The sequence below is a fragment of the Methanobrevibacter curvatus genome (genome assembly GCF_001639295.1).
Lineage (GTDB): Archaea > Methanobacteriota > Methanobacteria > Methanobacteriales > Methanobacteriaceae > Methanoflexus > Methanoflexus curvatus.
In genome coordinates this window covers 12,948-29,093 of the sequence record NZ_LWMV01000136.1, presented here as the reverse complement: position 1 = coordinate 29,093, position 16,146 = coordinate 12,948, and the positions used below count along the sequence as shown (strand labels likewise).

General features: G+C 27.3%; 13 protein-coding genes. 4 read left to right on the top strand and 9 right to left on the bottom strand.

What is annotated here, in order from left to right:
- Nucleotides 1-189 precede the first annotated feature (189 nt).
- The 4 genes from atwA (at nucleotide 190) to hemA (ending at nucleotide 4,522) form a co-directional block, all read left to right on the top strand.
- Nucleotides 190-1,782, top strand: coding sequence for a methyl coenzyme M reductase system, component A2 (atwA, locus tag MBCUR_RS03435; RefSeq protein WP_067090224.1), 1,593 nt, complete (start codon nucleotides 190-192; stop codon nucleotides 1,780-1,782).
- Nucleotides 1,783-2,037: 255 nt separating this feature from the next.
- The gene (locus tag MBCUR_RS03430) at nucleotides 2,038-2,511 is read left to right on the top strand and encodes a methanogenesis marker 9 domain-containing protein (RefSeq protein ID WP_067090222.1); all 474 of its coding nucleotides are present in this window, start codon (nucleotides 2,038-2,040) and stop codon (nucleotides 2,509-2,511) included.
- 66 nt (nucleotides 2,512-2,577) lie between these two features.
- A complete protein-coding gene (locus MBCUR_RS03425; protein ID WP_067090219.1) occupies nucleotides 2,578-3,234 on the top strand; it encodes a precorrin-2 dehydrogenase/sirohydrochlorin ferrochelatase family protein in 657 nt (218 codons plus the stop codon).
- Nucleotides 3,224-4,522, top strand: coding sequence for a glutamyl-tRNA reductase (gene hemA, locus MBCUR_RS03420; protein WP_067090217.1), 1,299 nt, complete (start codon nucleotides 3,224-3,226; stop codon nucleotides 4,520-4,522). The genes MBCUR_RS03425 and hemA overlap by 11 nt, the downstream gene beginning before the upstream one ends.
- A 152-nt stretch (nucleotides 4,523-4,674) precedes the next feature.
- On the opposite strand, the gene MBCUR_RS03415 is transcribed toward hemA, so the two are convergent.
- The 9 genes from MBCUR_RS03415 to thiC form a co-directional block, all read right to left on the bottom strand.
- Nucleotides 4,675-5,829 (bottom strand): AAA family ATPase, encoded by a 1,155-nt coding sequence (locus tag MBCUR_RS03415; RefSeq protein ID WP_394329076.1) that lies wholly within the window; start codon nucleotides 5,827-5,829, stop codon nucleotides 4,675-4,677.
- A gap of 442 nt (nucleotides 5,830-6,271) precedes the next feature.
- Nucleotides 6,272-6,499: a histone family protein gene (locus MBCUR_RS03410; RefSeq protein ID WP_067090210.1), complete on the bottom strand. Its 228-nt coding sequence runs from the start codon at nucleotides 6,497-6,499 to the stop codon at nucleotides 6,272-6,274.
- Between the two features lie 163 nt (nucleotides 6,500-6,662).
- On the bottom strand, nucleotides 6,663-7,496 hold the full coding sequence (locus MBCUR_RS03405; RefSeq protein WP_067090208.1) for a TIM barrel protein: 834 nt from the start codon (nucleotides 7,494-7,496) through the stop codon (nucleotides 6,663-6,665).
- Nucleotides 7,497-7,653: 157 nt separating this feature from the next.
- On the bottom strand, nucleotides 7,654-8,667 hold the full coding sequence (locus MBCUR_RS03400; protein WP_067090205.1) for a phosphorylating glyceraldehyde-3-phosphate dehydrogenase: 1,014 nt from the start codon (nucleotides 8,665-8,667) through the stop codon (nucleotides 7,654-7,656).
- Between the two features lie 413 nt (nucleotides 8,668-9,080).
- A complete protein-coding gene (locus MBCUR_RS03395) occupies nucleotides 9,081-10,163 on the bottom strand; it encodes a DNA topoisomerase IV subunit A (protein WP_067090203.1) in 1,083 nt (360 codons plus the stop codon).
- A gap of 39 nt (nucleotides 10,164-10,202) precedes the next feature.
- Nucleotides 10,203-12,152, bottom strand: coding sequence for a DNA topoisomerase VI subunit B (gene top6B, locus MBCUR_RS03390; RefSeq protein ID WP_084269458.1), 1,950 nt, complete (start codon nucleotides 12,150-12,152; stop codon nucleotides 10,203-10,205).
- 635 nt (nucleotides 12,153-12,787) lie between these two features.
- Nucleotides 12,788-13,387 carry a KH domain-containing protein gene (locus tag MBCUR_RS03385; RefSeq protein WP_067090200.1) on the bottom strand — a complete coding sequence of 200 codons (600 nt, stop codon included), beginning with the start codon at nucleotides 13,385-13,387 and terminating at the stop codon, nucleotides 12,788-12,790.
- A 445-nt stretch (nucleotides 13,388-13,832) separates the two neighbouring features.
- Complete coding sequence (locus MBCUR_RS03380) at nucleotides 13,833-14,618, bottom strand: serine protein kinase RIO (protein WP_067090197.1); 786 nt, start codon at nucleotides 14,616-14,618, stop codon at nucleotides 13,833-13,835.
- Between the two features lie 180 nt (nucleotides 14,619-14,798).
- On the bottom strand, nucleotides 14,799-16,073 hold the full coding sequence (gene thiC, locus MBCUR_RS03375) for a phosphomethylpyrimidine synthase (RefSeq protein WP_067090194.1): 1,275 nt from the start codon (nucleotides 16,071-16,073) through the stop codon (nucleotides 14,799-14,801).
- Nucleotides 16,074-16,146 lie beyond the last annotated feature (73 nt).

The following is a 16,146-nucleotide window of genomic DNA, read 5'->3' as shown; positions in this document are numbered from 1 at the left end:
ATAAAAAAATAAAAAAAAAAAAAAAAAAAAAAAAAATAGAAATAAAATATAAAATAAAAAATTATTAAATGAAATGTTATTAAATAAACCATTATTAAAAATTATTATAAAACTAAATCATTATTAAAATAAATTATTTTTAATCGTTTACATATTCTTAAATAACTACATAAACCAAATGGTGAAAAAATGTCATTTATATCTATTAAAAATATAAACAAAACCTTTGATGATAATAATGTTTTAAAAGACATTAATATTGATATAGAAGAAGGAGAAGTTGTTGGAATTTTAGGAAGAAGTGGTTCTGGGAAGTCCGTATTAATAAATATGCTCAGAGGAATAAAAGAGTATCGCCCAGACAGTGGAAAAATAATTTACAACCTAGCCATTTGTAAAAGTTGTTTAACTGTAGATACGCCATCTAAATCAGGAAATTCATGTTCTTGTGGTGGAAAGTTCGAAGCTGAAGAAATTGATTTCTGGAACAGTGATAGAAAAATCTTTGCTGCAATTAGAAGAAGAATTTCCATTATGTTACAGAGAAATTTCGCATTATATGATGAAGAAACTGTAATTGAAAATGTCTTAGAAGCCATTCCAACTGGAGAATATGAAGAAAAACTTTATAGAGCATTAGACCTTTTAGAAATGGTTCAAATGAATCATAGAATTACTCACATTGCTCGTGATTTAAGTGGTGGAGAAAAACAAAGAGTAGTTCTTGCAAGACAAATAGCTAAAAATCCAATGTTATTTTTAGCTGATGAACCTACAGGAACATTAGATCCTCAAACAGCTAAATATATACATGAAACATTAAAAGAAGGTGTGAAAAACGAAGGTATAACAATGTTAATTACTTCTCACTGGCCTGAAGTAATGAAACAGTTATCTGATACTGTTATATGGTTAGATAATGGCGAAATTGTAGATAAAGGATCATCTGCCACAGTTGTTGAAAAATTTTTAGAAACCGTTCCTCTTCCAAAGCAAATCAATGAATACAAAACTGGAAGTACTATCATTGACATTGAAAAAGCTAAAAAATACTACTATTCTATAGACAGAGGAGTAGTTAAAGCGGTTGATGAGATTAGTCTTAAAATCAATGAAGGAGAAATTTTTGGTATAGTTGGTCTTAGTGGATCTGGAAAAACTACATTAAGTCGTATGTTAGTAGGCTTAACTGAACCTAGTAGTGGTGAAATTAATGTTAGGTTAGGAGATCAATGGATTGATATGAATATCTCTGGACCATTAGGTAGAGGAAGAATTATACCCTATATAGGTCTCCTTCACCAAGAATACTCTTTATATCCTCATAGATCTGTTCTTGAAAATTTAACTGAATCTATAAGCCTAGAATTCCCTGCAGAATTTGCTAAAATGAAAGCCATTGAAGTATTAAAAGCTGTTGGATTTGATTCAGATTATGCCATGAACATCTTAAACAAAGCACCAGAGAAACTTAGTGTTGGAGAAAAACATCGTGTAGCAATAGCTCAAGTTTTAATAAAAGAACCTACCATCGTAATTTTAGACGAGCCAACTGGAACTATGGATCCAATTACAAGAGTCCAAGTTACAGACTCTATTCTAAAAGCAAGACAAGATTTAAATCAGACATTTTTAATTATATCTCATGATATGGACTTTGTTTTAGATGTCTGTGATAGAACTGCATTGATGAGAGGTGGAAAAGTCCTTAAAATTGGAACCCCAGAAGAAATAGTTCCAGAACTAAATCCAAAAGAAAAAGAAGAGATGCTTACTGATTAGTTTCTAGATTAAATAAATAATAATTAAATAATAATTAGATAATAATTAGATAATAATTAAATTCTGATAAATAATGCTGAAATTTTTATTAATTAATTGAATTTATAATTATAATTACTAGTTATATAAAATTACAGCTACTAATTATATAAAATTATAAAAATGTTACTCTTAATAAAAATTAATAAAATTAATAAAATTAATAATTGATAGTATTATTACTATGTTATAAAAATCTTAAATGAGGATAAAGTTATGTCTTGGGATGATGCACCGTCACATGTATGTAGAGGAGGGGATAGCAGAGCTTTAGCATTTTGTTGTCCGCCAGTAAAACCATGTCCAGTATTATACGCTCTTGAAGATGTTAATATGAGTCCACAAGAATACATGGACATTAAAACTGAATTTGGAAGAAATACTCGCCTTAAAGAAGGGGCAGGAACTTGTTTTGGCTCATTGGTTTGGTGTTGTAAAACATCAAAACCTTGTCCTTTGAGAGATAGGGTTATGAGAAATATAGATATGGATGAAAATGAGTATTTAACATTGAAAAAACAACTATCTGAAAAATTAGTTTCCAATGAAAAAGATTATACTCAAGAACATATAAAATTATTGGCAGAATCTTTTAATGTAAATGAAGAGGAGGCTAAAAAAGTTTTAAGTGACAGTAACAACGATGTAAAAATAGCTGCAAAACTTCTAAAAATGAAAACATTGCAATAATTTAATAGAATTATTAGAATAATCATGAAATAGATTTGAATAATTATGAAATAAAAATGTGTGAAAATGAATGGAACATCTCTTTTTTTAAAACTTGAAGATAAAAATGTCTTAATTCTTGGCTCAGGTGAAGTAGGAATAAGAAGAGCTAAAAGATTTCAATCTGCAGGAGCAAATGTAGTAATATTTGGGGAAAAGTTACCTAAAGAATTAAAAACTGAGAATGTTAAATTTCATTTAGGTTTAAACAAGGAAGAAATTAAAAAATCAATAGAATGGGCAAATTTAGTTGTTGTTGCAACAACGAATACAGAAATAAATGAGTATGCAAGTAAACTAAGTGAAAATAAACTGTTGAATCGTGCAGACATTCCAGAAAAAGGCAATTTAATTGTTCCCACAAAAGTAAATTTAGAAGATATTGAAATATCCATATATACTGGGGGTAAAAGCCCTTTAATGGCAAAAATACTTAGAAAAAAGCTTGAAAAACTAATAGCTGAAGAAAAACTCCTTACAAAAGAAGAACTAACTCAAATAAAACTTCAAGATTATTGTAGAAAAATTTTAAAAAATACAATTCTCTCACAAAGAAAAAGGAAAGAAGTTTTAGAAAATATCTTAGTAAATGAGAGAATAAATGATTTACTTTCAAAAGATAAATTAAATGAAGCAAAAGTCAATGCACGAGATATTATTATGGAGAATGCTAATGATAATTAACATCAGAGTAGACCATAAAATTGCTGATATAGAAACAATGGAAAACACAGCACAAGACTTAAAAAAGCTATTTAATCAATTTAGAGGTGAGTTTAATATTCAAGAGTATGTAGAAATTAATACCTGCAACAGAAAAGAATATTATATCCACACCAATGTTTGTTCCTTTGACCATCCTATTTTAAATTCCGAAAATAAAAAATTATTAATCCATTATGGAGATTCAGCCATGTTACATCTTCTTAAAACCACGTCAGGCTTAGAATCCATGATTATTGGTGAAGATCAAATATTAGGTCAAATTAAAGATGCGAAAAATAAAAGTTATGAGGAAGGACACTGTGGAAAAGTGTTAGATGTTCTTTTTAGAAAAGCTATTCATGTAGGTCAAGTTGTTAGAAATAAAACAAAAATAAATCGAGGTTCTGTTTCAATAGGCTCTGCAGCAGTTGATTTAGCAGAAGAACATTTAGACAATCTTAAAGACAAACATGTCTTAGTAATTGGTGCTGGAAAAATGGGAACCCTAGTGGCAAAAGCACTATCTGCAAAAAATCTTAAAGCCATTATTGTAGCAAACAGAACATATTACAAAGCCGTTAGACTTGCAAAAGAGCTAAATGGAGAAGCTATTCTATTAGATGACTTGAAAAAAGAATTAAAAAATGCAGATTTAATTATTAGTGCGACAGGCTCACCTCACACAATATTATCTAAAGAAAGATTAATTGAGGTTACAAATAAAGAATGTTTAGAAAAGAGAGAAATTCCACTTTTAATAGTAGATTTAGCAAATCCAAGAGATATAGATGAAAATGTAAATGAACTAAATGTTAGGCTATTTAATTTAGATGACTTAAGAGGAATAGCAAATAAAAATAAAAAACAAAGAGAAAATGAGGTAAAACAAGCAAATAAAATCATAGATAAAGAGTTCAAGCTACTTAAAAACTCATTTAAAATCATGGAAGTTGAAGACCTACTTTCAGACATAAGAATTAAGATGGAAAGAGTAAGGCAAAAAGAAGTAGAAAAAGCAATTTACAAACTAAAGCACAAAGACATAACAAAACAACATTTGAGTAAAAAGGAAAATAAAAATAGAATTAAACTAGGAGACAACAGTGAAAAAGAAAACAATACTGAAAAAGAAAAAATTATAGAAAATTTATCTAAATCAATTGTAAACAAAATTTTCCATGATATTACAAAAAACATAAAAAAATCTGCTGAAAAAGGAGATAAAGAGATTATTAAAGTAGTAAAATACCTCTTTGAAACAAAGTGATAGATTTTAAAATATAAATAGAAGAAAAAATGAAAAAGTGTTAAAAAATCAATTCAAAAGAAAAAAACTAAAAACTAAAAACTAAAAAAAAAAAATAATAATAAAAGGAATAAGTAAAAATTAAAAACTAAAAAAAGGAAATATAAAGATTATTAAACAAACATTGCTTTTGGAGGTTTGGATTCTTTTTTAGACCCATCAATAGCTTTGCTAATATATTTTGAGCTTATTGAATTTTTATCATTAGATAATGCCATGTGAAGAGATGATTTTAGGACTTTTTCCTTTATGTCCCTGCCAGAAAAGCCCTTAGTGAGCTTAGCCAATTTTTCTGGGGTTTCATCAACTGGAATAGGTAAAGTATCCATATATTTCTTAAAAATAGCTGTTCTTTCATTTTCATTAGGTAAACTAAATTCAAATTCATCTTCAAACCTGCTTCTAACGGCTAAATCTAATTGTTCTGGATTATTAGTAGCTGCAATAGTTATAACTCCTAAATTTTCAGAAAACCCATCCATTTCACTTAGCAATGCATTGACAATCTCTGAAACATCTCCACGTAAGGATTGGTACTTTCTATTTAAAGCTATTGCATCAATTTCATCAATAAAAATCACTGCGGGAGCAGATTTTTTAGCATTTTCAAACAAATCATGAATTTGACGAGACCCATCACCAACATGGTCACCAATTAAAGTTGTTGCTTTAATTAAAAACAATTGAACGTCTAATTTATTTGAGAGTGCTTGAACCATCATTGTCTTCCCAGTTCCAGGAGGTCCATAGAATAAAATATTTTTTGGAGCCCAAATACCAAATTCTTCACTGTTTTTAAGATATTTTTCTATTACTCTACATTTACTTTTAGCTCCAACTTGACCAATAATATCATCCATAGTAGAATGAGATTTAAACTTTGATAAATTCAATTTATTTTTATTTTTTTCATTTAAATTTAATTTATCTTTGTTTTTTTCATTTAAAAGTATAATCGTAGTATTATCGCCAATAATAGAATCGTTAGGGGTTACAGAAACCATTTTAAATCCAAAGTCTGGAAATACTTTCTGATCAAAAAGATAATTTCCCTCAATAGCTTGTGCACCATACCATTGATCCCTTGCATAATGTTCAAATAACTCTTTGTTTGAAATTTCAATTTTAGGAACTTCCATGTAGTGTAATTTAAATGGTAATCCTGCTTCTTCAATTACAACTACTTTTGCTTCTTGTTTTTTGTCAAAATTTGTTACAATAACATTTCCTGCAGATAAAACATGCTCAGTTTGATTGTTATTATTTATTTTCATATTAACTCCAGTAATTATAAAAAATTAAATTTTTAAAAGATAGGTATTATAAAAAAATCTATTTTGATAAATCTATATGATACATCATTATAAATTATAAATTTTAAAATAATAAAACATATAATAATATGATTTTAAAAGTATAAAAATATTTTGAAAAAAACTAAATAAATTGTTTAATTTTAAGTGAATTAAAATTTTTATTTTTTAATATGCATTTTTATAAAAATTAATGGAAACAATTAAAAAAAAGCTTTTAAAAAATAGAAAAAATATAAAAAAATATTAAAAAAAATATTGAAAAAGTATTGAAAAAAGATAAAAAAAGATAAAAAAATAAAAACTAAAAAAATAAAAAAAAGAAAACTAAAAAAATATTAAAATATATTAAAGTATATTAAAATAATATATCAAGTAGCATTTTAAAAAAAAAATGCTATTTTTTACATGTACATATAGAAGCTAGAGCTAATTTAATATCTGTGTCTTTAATAGTTTTACGTCCAGAATTTTTAGCAATGTCAACTGCTTCAATAGATAGTTTAGTAGCTGCTTCTTCTAAAACTTCAGCATAAGCAACAACAGCTTTATCACTGATTCTTTGTGCACCCACATTTTTTAATAATCTTGCAACAGAAGCAAGAGGTAATTCGTTTTTTGCCATAATTATCACTTTTAAATTTATTTAATTTTTAAAATTTGCTTAACAATATATAATAAAAATGTTATTTTTTAAAATAATATATTATAAGGAAATTATTATATAAATAAATATAAATTTACAGTATATAAAACTATCTAAAATTTTTAAAGGATAAAAAACTGAATTAAATTAAACCTTCATATATTTTTTTTAAATTAAGGGCATCCTTATCCAACAATGGAGATTCACATATTATAGTAGCTTTAAAATCATTTTCAACTAGAGATTCTAAAAAAAGCTTTGGACTTGGACCATAATCAAGTTCATCCAAACAATGGTGCTTTTTTTCACCAGATGCAGAATACTCAATCCGTGTAAAATGGCAATGAAGAGTATTTATTTCTAATTCATTTTCTAACTTTGAAAGAATAGAATTATAATCATCTTTTGATTTTACAGCTCCTTCATTTCGTGCATGAAGGTGAGCAAAGTCAATTGTAGGCTCGAATTTATCAAACTCCTTACATAAACTAATAATTTCATCTAAGTTTCCTAATTGAGATTTTTTGCCAGTAGTCTCAGGGGAAAAAGTAAAATCTTTTATTCCTGCCTCCTCCAAGTTTTTAAAAATCTTGTTTACAGTTTCAATAGCTATTGAAAGTGAAACAGAATTTGTGTTTGAACCATAATACCCTGGATGAAAGACAATTCTATATGCTCCCATCCATTCAGCTATTTGAGCAGATTTAAACATTAGCTCTATTGTGTTATTAATAGTTTTCTCTTTTAAAGATGCTAGGTTAATAAAATATGGTCCATGTAGAGATAGTAAAATATTGTTTTTAATAGAATTTTCTTTTAAAATTTTAGATGATTTTTCTCCAATTCTAAGACCTCTACCTCCTTGATATTCGTAGGCACCTAATCCTTCACCTGCAATATAATCACATGCCTTATATCCAGGACCTTTATAATCAATTGGTCTTCCTGCAGGTCCAAAAATAACTTTATTTTTCATGATTCTGGAATGGTAAATTTTAAAAATTAAAAACTAAGAGAATTTATAAAAAAAATGAATAGTAAATAAAAAAATAATAAAAAAAATAATTTAATAATAAAATAATTTAATAATAAAGTATAAAAAAATAATTCTCTTTTATATATATTTATAATATTTATAAAATACCCATAGCTTTATTTGTTTTAGCTATTGATTTCTCATTATTTTCTTCTAATTCTAACAATGCTCTTATAGCATCTATATTTTCAGGAACAACATCAGACTCTTGATGAACAGCTTGCATATAAAACAATTCTCCATCAACAACATTAATTGACTCTTTCCAAATAGGAATTTCAAATAAGTCATTTCTACTACGTCCAAGTTCTTTAGCATATTCCATAAACTCTGCAGTTGAGCCTAAACCATCTTTAGCATTTAATAAAAGAATTCTTGACCTTTTTTCCCATACATCAATAATATCATCAACTGACACATCATCTCTTAATTCTACCATTAAATTATGTTGATGCATAAGAGTTGTTGGAACCAATAGAGCAACTGTAACAATATTTGCACCATACATAACAGTAGCAAGGTCAGGACCATGATGAGAAGGCACAGTAGGAGGATTTGGAACAACAGCATTTATAGGTCCCTTATTTACTTGATAAGGATCTCCTCCACGCCTAACCATAACCGCACGAATTTTTTTAATTCCAACAAAGTCTTCAATAGGTTTTAAACTACGAGTTAATCCAGTAGTATTGCAAGAAACTACACGAGTGCAATCTTTACCTAATGAATCAGCATAATTACCAAAAGAATTAAATGAAAGCCCAGTTAATGTATGTTTTTCTCCACCTTGATATATTGCTTTAACACCAGCTTTTTGATATTTTTTAAGATTTTCTGGACCAATATTGCCTGGTGTACAGTCAACTACAACATCTGCTTCTTCTATCATGTCATCAACGGTTCCAGATATTTCTATTCCCGCTTCAGCAAATGATTTTTCTCTTTCAGGAATACCAACATATAAATTATATCCTTTTTGAACAGCCATTTTTGATTCATAGTTTGGACGAGTTTTACTAACACCAATAACTTCCATATCATCTTGAAGGGCAACAGCATCTGCAACACGCTTACCAATAGTCCCATATCCGTTAATAGCTACTTTAACCATTTTAAAAACACCTTAAATTAAAAATAATATCATTTATTTAAATTATTAAAAAAAAAACATCATCTTAACAAATTATTACAAAATTTATAAAAAAAATAAAGATTACATAAATATTAAAAAAATAAATAAAACCATGAGATAATTAAAAAAATAAAACATCAAAAAAAGGGACTGTCAATTTGTTAGTTGGTAGAATTTTTAAAATTGAATTTTAAGCTTGAATTTACAAATACTTGATTTTTAGAAGAGAAATTTTTCTTACCAACTAACATTTCGACAGTCACCAAAAAAATACATAAAATATTTATTTAACAATATAATTTTATTAAATTAGTAAATTAGTAATATTTATAAATAATTATGGGATAATTTTTGTTTTTTCTAATAAAAATATTTATTGAAAAAAAAATTAATTAATTCTCTATTTCTTCTAATTTTTCTGGGAAATAAGTGTCAACTACATATTCTAATCCATATTTTGAAAATGCTTGCTGTTCTGCTTTTTTTCCTATTTTAAGCATTTTTTTAATTTCATCTTGCCATTGCTTGTTTCGATATCTTGGGTCTTTAGCAAGTTCTTTTAAACGTAAAACATCAACTTCTTTGAGTTTATCCGTAGGTAACTCATATTTAACAATATCAGAAGCAGTGACACCTAAAAATTTGGCATCTGGAGTTGCTAAGTCATGATTAACATGGGCAAGCTTAGCACTCCCTGATATTATAACCATTGCTATATGAAAACCCCATGGATCTCCATCATTACAAATATAGACAGGAAGTTTTAATTCAGTACTAACTCTCTTTAAAAATCTCCTTGTGGCACGAGCAGCCTGTCCTTTAAGCCCTACAATTAAAGTATTAAATTTTTTATATGCTTCTTCTTGAACCATTCTGTGAAACATTCCCATTGTCTCAACAGCTATTACTCTCTCTACATTATGACCTATAAATTCCACTTCATCAATTGTAGGCGAGATAGTATAACCTGATTTACCAGATTTTAATGCATTTATTTCTACATCCCCTTCTTTTAGAAGTATATCTCCATAAACCGATGCACCATCTTCTTCTGGCATTAAACCTAAATCTTCACGAGAAGCACCTACAGTAACCTCTAAATCTTCTGCTAAAATGTTAGATTCATTCTGATCAGAAAATCCCATTCCCCAGCCTTCACTAACATAGTACATCTCCCTTAAAGTTGCAGTTTTTTCTGTAGAAACTAAGTTCTTACAAAAATTAGAAACATGCATCATTTGACCCATTTTTTTTATTTGTTTAACATTTCCAAGGGACCTTTTTCCGTACCTATCACCTAAAACATAGTACCTTTTATCTTCATCATAAACAATGTTCCCAGTTCCCCTTGATGGAATATTAAGAGTTGGGATTTCATTTTTAGAAACATCATCGACTATTGACTGACCAAGTCCTTTAAGCTTGTTTATTGTTATATCTTTTTTTTCTTTTTTTGGATTTAATGGCTTACTCATATCATCACATTTATCAAATTTATTTTAAAATACAAATCATTAATTAATAAAATCATCTAAGCTAACTTTTTGTTTTTTTTCTATTTTCTTTTTATCATGATCTAGATTATCTTTATTCTTGTCTAAATCATTATCATTATTTTTAGATTTGGGTTTAGATTTAGACATTGATTTATATTCTGATTTAGACTTAGATTTAGATATCAACTTAGAATCTGGTTTAGGTTTAAGTTTAGATATTGACTTAGATTCTGACTTAGATTTTGATTTAAGTTTAGCATTAGTCTCATTTTTTTGGTCAATTTTAGAATTAACCTCTGATTTATCTTTAGAATGGTTTTTTATTTTTTTCAAATGAGGATTTTCTGGAATAAGATTTTCACCTATAGTCTTATTCTCAGTTTCTTTAGTTTGATTAATATCATCTGGGTTTTCACCTAATAGCTCAGCTAAAGCTCTTCTAGTTACTTTGGCTAATATTTCATCGTAATGAGGCACATCGGTCTCGGCTAAACTAGCAGCTTCTTTAATTATTAAAGGAACAAAATCTTCAAAAATTTTTGATCTAATAGCTTCTTCTTTAGCTGCTTTTTTAGCATTTAGATGTTTTTGAAGTTTTCTAGCTATTTTCATCATAGACTGTCTAATTTCATGAATAATCTCTGGTTCAGGAGCAACGCTTTGCTTTCCAGTGGATAAATAAGGAACCTGAGTTGAAATAATATTTACAAACATTGTCAATGGTGTATTTTCTAAATCACGAAGTCCATATCTCTTCCAGTCCACACTTTTTAATGCTTCTGTTATAGCACAACTGCCTTCATCAAATGTTAAAGGAACTCTATTTGCAAAACGCATTATTTCAGATTTTTTTTGATCCCCTACAACTCTTCCAGACTCTCCTCCAAAGGCAAGTCCTGCTTCAATAATAAAAGCAACTCCTCCACGATATGCAACAGGTTTCCTTGTGTTTACAGCAGTAAATTCTGGTTTAAGAATTTCTTTCATTCCTTTTTCTATTTGTTCATCCCCAATTGGAATTAATCCAGAAGTAGGTGGTGCCATCCATTTGATTTGAGAAATAGCTTCAACAATCTTTTCAGCTTCCTCCCATTGTAAATATTTTGGGTGTTTTTTTAATTCAATGCTTGTAATCTCTTCAATTTTATCAACTTGACTTTTAGACATTCTTGACAATGATTCCATTAATAAAGTTCTGATTCTTTTTTTATCAGTATGTTTTGCCATAAAAATTAAATCATCAGCAGTGATTCCTTTAGGATGAGGTAAAACTTCTTCAGGAAGAACTGGAACAACATCAGCTGCTCTTTTAAACTGATATACATGACCATTAGGGTCTGTAAATGTGATTCTAGCATGAGGATTTCCAACCATTGTTCGTCGAATATATTCAAAAGCTCCTTGTTGTGCCATGTTATATCTAACTTCTTTAAATTGTAATTCTATGGAAACACCAGTTTTTTCAGGAGTAAATTTCTTTTTTTTCATTAAAAGACCTTTGTTTTTTTTAACATCCATTTTAAAGGTCATTTCAATTCCTTTCAATTCTCCTTCTTCTTTGTACTGTGATATAACTTTAGCTGGTTCGCCTGTAGTCATTTGAGATAATAATACGCAACCACTACATCCTAAACCTTGTTGTCCTCTTGATTGGATATTTCTAAACTTTGAACCAGCAAACATTGTACAGTAAACTTTCATTACAAATTTTTCTGGAATACCTGGACCATTATCTTTATGTTTAAGTAAATAATGGTCATCTTCTAACTTATGAAGCTCAATTTCAATGTCAGGTAATATTCCTGCTTCTTCTGATGCATCAAAACTGTTAGTGATTAATTCATGAAAAACCATAGTCAAAGATCGTATTTTCCCTGAAAATCCTAACATTTGCTTGTTTTTCCTAAAAAATTCAGATGGAGTCAATTCTTGAAAATTATCAAATAGTTCTGCTGCTTGTTGAGACAAATTAAACCTCCTAAAATAAAATAGTTTTTTATAAAATTAATTAATTTTTTTAAATAAAAATATTCCAAATTATATATCATAATTACATCATTATAATTTTATTATCCTAAAAATTTATTACATATGACATTAGAGTTAATAATAAAAATAGCTAATTTCAAAACATTTTTATCATACCATGTATATCTCTTGAATATTATATAATATTTTTGATGATTTTTGATGAAAGTAGGATATGATTTAAAAAAAAAATAACCACCCAAATTTAAAAATTCAATTAAAATACTAATTTAAATATTATATAATAAAATTTTATGCTAAGAGTATATAATTATTTTGTGAGAGCATTTGAAAAGTAATATTAAAACATTGCTATTATCATTGAATTTAAAATATTAAAAAATATTAAAAATATTTTAAAAATTTATTAAACTTTTAAAAAATATTAAATTATTAAAAACATTAAAAACATATAAATTATTAAAAATATTAAAAATATTATAATTTTAAAAAAAAATAAAGATAAAAAAAAGGAAATAGAAAATAAAAATATAAATTAATAAAAATAAGAAGATAGTAAAAATTATAAGAAAAATAAGTATTAAATACTAATTGATTACCAAATAATCACGATTTTAAATATCATCACGGAACTCTATTTCATCTTCGGTTTCTAATCCTATTAGATTTTTAAATTCTTTCATTTTTCTATCTTGTTTTTTGGCTTCTAAAAACCCATAAACAGATTTATGTCTTGAACCATTTAAAATCATTTCAACAGCTTCTTTAGCCACCATTAAATTTTCCATTTCACCAATTAAGGATACAGTTTTGCCATAAACTGCCATAGCTACATCAGCCATTTCAATTATTAATTCCCTTGTTTTTCCATCTTTACCAATTATTCTTCCTTTGTATCTAGCCAAAGCTTTTTTAGACTTACCTACATAAAGAGGAATTTTAATAATCTCAAAATAATAATCATCATCTTTCAATTTAAGTGCATTTTCAGGAGAAAAACCTCTTGCAATGGCTTTTATAATGGTATTTGATTTCCAAACACCTAACGGATCCTCCATGTTCTCTCTCGGACTAATTTCTACTGTGCCTTCTTCACTATCAATGTCTAAAATAGTTTGAGTAAAATCTTCAATCATCTTTTTTACTTGACCTTTAGGTCCAATTAAAGCTCCAATTCTATCTTTTGGTATTTTTAGATATTCTATATCTGGCATTTATTCACCTGTAAACAATAAATTGCTTTTTAATTAAAATTATTAATAATTGAGGATTTATAAAAATTAAAAATTTAATGATATTAAAAAGTTCAAATAAAATAATTAAATATAAAATTAAAATAAATTGAAAATATAAACAATAAAATTTAAAAGTATTAAAAATATTAAAAAATGATTTCTTTATTCTTAAATTTTAATATATATACTTGAAATTATATAAAAATTTCCTTAAAAATCATAAAACTATAAATATTAAATAATATTTTTAAACTTCATTAAAAATCATGTTTTATTTAAAGAAAAAATACAATTAAATATTATTAAATATTATTAAATATTATTAAATATTATTAAATATTATTAAATATTATTAAATATTATTAAATATTGTTAAATAATTTACTTATAAATTTGCTTAAGATTATTTTAAACTTATTTAAACTTATTTTTTAAAAACCTCTTTAAAGTTAATGGCATCTTTAACATAATCTTCATCAATATCTAAACCTAAATGTTTAAATTCTTTTGTAAGATTAGTAATATCTCTTTTAAGTAACTCTGGAGCTATTATGTGATCAAGAACTACTGCTTGGGAAACATCAATTATTACTGGATATTCTTTGTAATTTAAAATGTTATAAGTAGATAAATCACCATGAATCAATTTTCCTTGAAAAATGAAATTTTTCCACTCAAATAATAGCTTCTGAAAAAAATCTTCTGGATTTAGAGGAGCTTTATTTTTTGTTGGTTGAGCAGGATCACCATCTTCATCACCAATAAATTCTATTAGGAGTACATTATTTAAAGCAGCTATTGGTTTTGGGACATTGACTTTTGCTTCATATAATCTTTTTAAATTTCTAAATTCTTTATTAACCCATGCATGAACTAGTTGTCGCTTGTTGTTTGATGAAATTTTAAATCGGGGATCTCCTTGAATGTAGTACTGCATTTTTTTAAAATCAGAGGTAGTGATTCTATATATTTTAACTGCAATAAATGACCCATCATCATCTAAACCTTTTAAAACATTAGCTTCTTTTCCTGTACTAATTGCACCATTTAAAAGATCTAAATATCCTTGTTTTCCGAGTTTATATAATGTTTCAAGAGTAGATTTATCAAAAATTTCACTACCTACTCTTCTGTCCTCATCCCCTTTAAATCTTTTTTGAGATTCAAGTTTTCCCATTGCTTTATCAGCTTTTGTTATTTTATCATCCATAAAACCTCGATAGTCAAATTTTCAATAGCCAAATCCCTAATAACTAAGTCCCTAATAGTTAAATCCCTAGTAGTTAAATCCCTAATAACTAAATTTCCAATAGCTAAATTATCATTAATTAATTATTCATTAGTTAAATATTCGCTAATTAAATCTATTAGAAAAATCTTAAAAAATTAGCTAGTCTAAATCTTTAGCTATTTTTATTGCACAGTATTCTCCACACATAGAACACATTTCATCATTTTCAACAGGACAACTATCTCTGTAACTTGCTGCTTTTTCACCATCAAATGCTAAAGAAAATTGTTTTTTCCAATCAAAATTTTTTCGAGCTTTAGCCATTTTTTTCTCTTTAATCCAAGCAGATTCTAAACCTAATGCTACATCAGCGGCTTGAGCAGCTATTTTAGAAGCAATAACACCTTCTTTTACATCATTAAGATTTGGAAGTGAAAGATGCTCAGCTGGGGTCACATAGCAAAGAAAATCCGCTCCAGAAACAGCAGCTAAAGTTCCTCCAATAGCTGAAGTTATATGATCATAACCTGGAGCTAAGTCAGTGACAATTGGACCTAAAACATAAAAAGGTGCCCCGTGACAAATAGTTTTTTCAATTTGCATGTTTGCAGCTATTTGATTATATGGAACATGGCCAGGCCCTTCTACCATAACTTGAACATTAAAGTCATGTGCCCTTTTTACTAATTCACCTAGATTAATAAGTTCTTGAATTTGAGGAATATCAGAGGCATCTTGAAGTGATCCTGGGCGAAGACCATCTCCTAATGAAAGTGTAATATCATAGTCAAAAGCTATTTCTAAAAGGTAATCATAGTTAGAATACAATGGATTTTCTTCATTTGAATTGTTAATCCAAGAAGAAATAAATGTTCCTCCCCTGCTTACAATTCCCATTGCCCGGTTAGAAGACTTTAATTTATTGACTAAATCTTTATTAATCCCACAATGAAGAGTCATAAAATCTACACCTTCTTTTGCTTGATTTAAAATAGCGGTAAAAATATCATCTTCACTCATATCTAAAACAGAGCCAGAACGATTTTGTGCAACTACTCCTGCCTCATAAATAGGAACTGTACCAATTGGAACATCTACAGCATTTAATATTTCTCTTCTAAAACTATTTAAATTAGGACCAGTACTTAAGTCCATTATAGCATCTGCACCATATTTAACTGCTACTTTAGCTTTTTCAATTTCAATATTTATATCTTCCATTTTTGAAGATGAACCAATGTTTGCATTAACTTTAGTGGATAAATCTTTACCTATACCACAGACATTAGTATCTCTATTAATGTTTTTTGGTATAACCACGTTACCATTTGCAATTAAAAATTTTAATTGATTAACATCAATGTTTTCCGCTTGAGCAACAGATTCCATTTCTTTTGTAATGTTTCCTTTTTTTGCTTCTCTAATTTGAGTCAATTTATCCCCCAAACAATGATTTAGTAAGTTAAATAACGATTTAATAATATGAACAATAATTTAGCAATGACGT

Bases quoted from the DNA above. Each gene is read 5' to 3' on its own strand.
- MBCUR_RS03425 (WP_067090219.1), top strand. From the start codon at position 2,578: ATGAATGGAACATCTCTTTTTTTAAAACTTGAAGATAAAAATGTCTTA.
- hemA (WP_067090217.1), top strand. From the start codon at position 3,224: ATGATAATTAACATCAGAGTAGACCATAAAATTGCTGATATAGAAACA.
- MBCUR_RS03430 (WP_067090222.1), top strand. From the start codon at position 2,038: ATGTCTTGGGATGATGCACCGTCACATGTATGTAGAGGAGGGGATAGC.
- atwA (WP_067090224.1), top strand. From the start codon at position 190: ATGTCATTTATATCTATTAAAAATATAAACAAAACCTTTGATGATAAT.
- MBCUR_RS03410 (WP_067090210.1), bottom strand. From the start codon at position 6,499: ATGGCAAAAAACGAATTACCTCTTGCTTCTGTTGCAAGATTATTAAAA.
- MBCUR_RS03380 (WP_067090197.1), bottom strand. From the start codon at position 14,618: ATGGATGATAAAATAACAAAAGCTGATAAAGCAATGGGAAAACTTGAA.
- MBCUR_RS03395 (WP_067090203.1), bottom strand. From the start codon at position 10,163: ATGAGTAAGCCATTAAATCCAAAAAAAGAAAAAAAAGATATAACAATA.
- MBCUR_RS03385 (WP_067090200.1), bottom strand. From the start codon at position 13,387: ATGCCAGATATAGAATATCTAAAAATACCAAAAGATAGAATTGGAGCT.
- MBCUR_RS03405 (WP_067090208.1), bottom strand. From the start codon at position 7,496: ATGAAAAATAAAGTTATTTTTGGACCTGCAGGAAGACCAATTGATTAT.
- MBCUR_RS03400 (WP_067090205.1), bottom strand. From the start codon at position 8,667: ATGGTTAAAGTAGCTATTAACGGATATGGGACTATTGGTAAGCGTGTT.